At 66.8% G+C, this 3,592-nt stretch carries 2 protein-coding genes; both read right to left on the reverse strand.

The annotated features are described in order from the left end of the window. Positions 1-983: glycoside hydrolase family 43 protein (locus VFX99_RS10855; RefSeq protein ID WP_329666307.1), on the reverse strand; the 983-nt coding region annotated here is incomplete at its 3' end. Beyond that, complete coding sequence (locus VFX99_RS10860) at positions 980-3,535, reverse strand: family 78 glycoside hydrolase catalytic domain (RefSeq protein ID WP_329666308.1); 2,556 nt, start codon at positions 3,533-3,535, stop codon at positions 980-982. The genes VFX99_RS10855 and VFX99_RS10860, both read right to left, overlap by 4 nt. Positions 3,536-3,592 lie beyond the last annotated feature (57 nt).

Here is a 3,592-nt window from a genome sequence, read left to right on the forward strand (position 1 = left end):
GGATCGGTGAACCGGTCGGTGAATCCCGAGTCCACCTCCGGAACGTCGTATCTTGCTTCATCGAAAACGGGCCAGCCGTCGGACCAGTCGACACCCGCGAGAAAGGTCTCCCGCCCCAGCACGTGGAAGCCCGGGGTCGAGCCGCGGGTGCGCGCGCCGAGGTAGACCGCAGCCCAGTCGCCGTCGGGGGTTTGCACGAGGTCGGCATGGCCGACGTTCTGGACGGGGTGAGTGCTGCTGCGGTGGGTGAAGACGGGGTTCCAGGGACACGCTTCGAACGGACCGCGCGGACTGGACGCCCGTGCGACGGTGACGGCGTGACCGCGCTCGGTGCCCCCTTCGGCGAGGACGAGGTACCAGTACTCGCCGATCCGGTAGAGATGCGGACCCTCAGCGGCGGCCATGCCGCTCCCCTGCCACACCGGGTAGGCGGGTTCCAAGAAGCGACCGGTGGTGAGGTCGATGGGCGCCTGACGGATGCCGTAGCCACCACGTGTGAAGTCGAGCACGTGCCAGGTGAGGTAGCACGTACCGTCTTCATCCCATGCGAGGTCGGGGTCGATTCCCGTCGCTTCGGGGATGAGGATCGGTTCGCTCCACGGGCCGGCCGGGTCTTCGGCATGGACGAGCAAGTGTCCTTCTCCGAACTGGCTCACATTGGTGGTGATGAACCAGAACCGGCCGTCGTGGTGCCGGAGTGTGCCGGCGTAGATGCCCGTCGAGGATCCGCCGTTGCCGAGACGAAACTGGGAACGGCGATTGAGAATGTTGCCGATCTGCCGCCAGGTGACCAGATCCCGACTGTGAAAGATCGGCGCTCCGGGAAAGTACTCGAAACTCGACGTCGCCAGGTAGTAGTCCTCGCCGACCCGGCAGATCGTCGGATCCGGATGAAAGCCCGGAATGATGGGGCGGACCGCTCCGCTGCCGCGTGAAACGACGTGCGGTCCGGGCACCGCGACCTGAGGTTCGCTGGTGGTCATCGTTGGACTTTCTGGTTCGGTGAGATGAATCGATGGATGCCGGCCCCGACGCGGTGGATGTCGTCGGTATCGGGTGGTTCGATGACGGCGGTGACGCCGACGGGTACTGTGACCGAGAGCTCGATACCGGCGGGTGTCCGCTCCCAGCGCACGGCCGCTTCGCCGTACGGAGTGTCATGTCGGGCTTCGGCGAAGTCGAGTTGCGCGGGCGGGTGCGGCCGGACGGAGATCTCGCGGTAGCCCGGGGCGCCTGCAGTCAGACCGGCGACGCTGCGATGCATCCAGTCCGCGATCGCGCCGAGCGCGTAGTGGTTGAACGAGGTCATCTCGCCCGGGTTGATCGTGCCGTCGGGCAGCATGCTGTCCCACCGCTCCCAGATCGTCGTCGCACCCATGCGGACGGGGTAGAGCCAGGACGGCAGCTCGGACTGGAACAACAGCCGATGCGCGTCGTCGACGTGACCCGTGATCTCGAGCGCGTCGCAGACGAGCGGCGTGCCGACGAATCCAGTGCTGATGCGCCAGTTGCTGTCGCGGACGAGCTGAGCAAGGCGCTCCCCCGCGGCATCCTTAGCCTTCTCGTCGGGGAACAGGTGCCACAGGATCGCCATGGCATACGCGGTCTGCGAATCGGAGAACACGGTGCTGTCCGGTGCAACGAAGGCACGGATGAATGCGTCACGGGCCGCGGCAGCGAGGTCGGCGTAGAGCGCCGCTTCCTGGCCTCGACCGAGCACCGCTGCGATGCTCGCGACGATGTCGGCGGAACGTACGAAATGTGCGCTCGCAACCACGTCGGGGTCCGCTTTCGCGCGGAATGCATCGTCCGGCGGCGCCGTCGGGTCGAGCCAATCCCCGAACTGGCGGTCACCGCGCCAGATCAAGTCGGAACCCGCACGTTCGCGAATCGCATCCACCCACCGGCGGGCGCTGTCAAACTGCCGCTCGAGTATTCCGCGATCGCCGGTGCGTTCATAGAGCACCCACGGCACTACCGTGGCCGCATCCCCCCAAGCTGCGGCGGGCCAGGAGGAAACGTCGCTCTTGAAGATGTCCGGGATGATGTGTGGGATCGTGCCGTCCGGCAGCTGCTCTGCGGACAGATCGGCCAGCCATGAACTGAGGAACCCGCTGACGTCGTACAGGAACGAGGCGGTGGGGGCGAAGATCTGGATGTCGCCGGTCCACCCGAGCCGTTCGTCGCGCTGTGGACAGTCGGTGGGCACGTCCAGGAAGTTGCCCCGCATGCCCCACACCACGTTCTCGTGGAGCTGGTTGAGGTGGTCGTCCGAAGAGGCGAACCATCCCGCGCGGCGCAGCTGGCTGCCCAAGACGACGAGGTCGATGTCGTCTGCCCGAAGGTTGTCGACCCCCGTGACTTCGGCGTAGCGGAAGCCGTGAAACGTGAACTGGGGCTCCAGGACCTCGCTCGCCCCTCCGCGCAAGATGAAGCGGTCGGTTGCCTCCGCTGCACGAAGGGGTCGCGTCCCGAGCTCGTCGTTTTCCAGCACCTCCGCGTGGCGGACCAGGATCTGCTGCCCCGGAGTCGATTCACGGAGACGCAATCGCACCCGCCCGACCGCGTTCTGTCCGAAGTCCACGAGCGTACGACCAGACGGCGATCGCCACACCCGTTGAGCGGGAAGAACCTGCGTCTCGCGGACCGGTGGCCCCTCGGCGGCGACGAGCACGGACAGGTCGCTTTCGATGACGTCGACGTGATGCGGGGTGTTCGGGAACGGATGCCGCAGGTCGGTGGTCTGGCCGTTGTAGAAGTCATCCGCGAGGACGCCGCTCTCGGCGCTGCGCCAACTCGCGTCGGTGGCGACGGTGATCACGTCGCCGGATGTCATCGTGATCTCGAGCTGCGCGAGGAAGGCGAGCCGATCGCCGTAGACCGCTCGGTCACCGAGATAGCCGAGTCGGCCGCGATACCAGCCATTGCCGAGCAGGGCGGTCAGCACGTTGCGGCCGGGCGCGACGAGAGCGGTCACGTCGTACACCTGGTAGCGAAGCCGCGCGTCGTAGGCGGTCCATCCGGGTGCGAACTGATCCTCGGACACTCGTCGCCCGTTGAGGTCGGCGACATAGATTCCGTGCGCCGTCGAATAGAGCCGAGCTGAGACCGCGCCTGCGGGCAGATGGAACTCCGTGGAGAGGACGGGAGCGGGCTGATCCAAGCCGCCGATGCCGCGCGGAGAGACGAAACGAGCCGTCCAGTCCGAGGGAGCGAGAAGTCCGGCCTCGGCGCGCACTTGCTCGCTCCAGCCACTCCACCCGCGGGACTGGCCGCGCACACGCACGCGGACGCTGACGCGCTCCCGCGACCTCAGCGGAGCAGCCGGCCACGGCACGAGCACCTGATCCGCAGAATCGACCGCGAACGTGTCCACGATGCCGGAGCGATCGATCTCGAGCTCATAAGAAACCTGGGCGGAGCCTGCGGCAGCCATCGGCATCTGCCAGGACAGACGTGGCGATGCGATGCCGATGCCGAGGACATCGCCGTCGAAGTATTCGAAGCGCACGGTTGTGGGGGAAGGCGGGGTCAAGGGAAATACCGGCGAAGAGTCGGACGAGGAGGTGTCACGCGCTGGGGCCGGTCGTTG

Origin of the sequence: Microbacterium sp., from assembly GCF_036277215.1 — a bacterium.
In the GTDB taxonomy this organism is placed as follows: domain Bacteria; phylum Actinomycetota; class Actinomycetes; order Actinomycetales; family Microbacteriaceae; genus Microbacterium.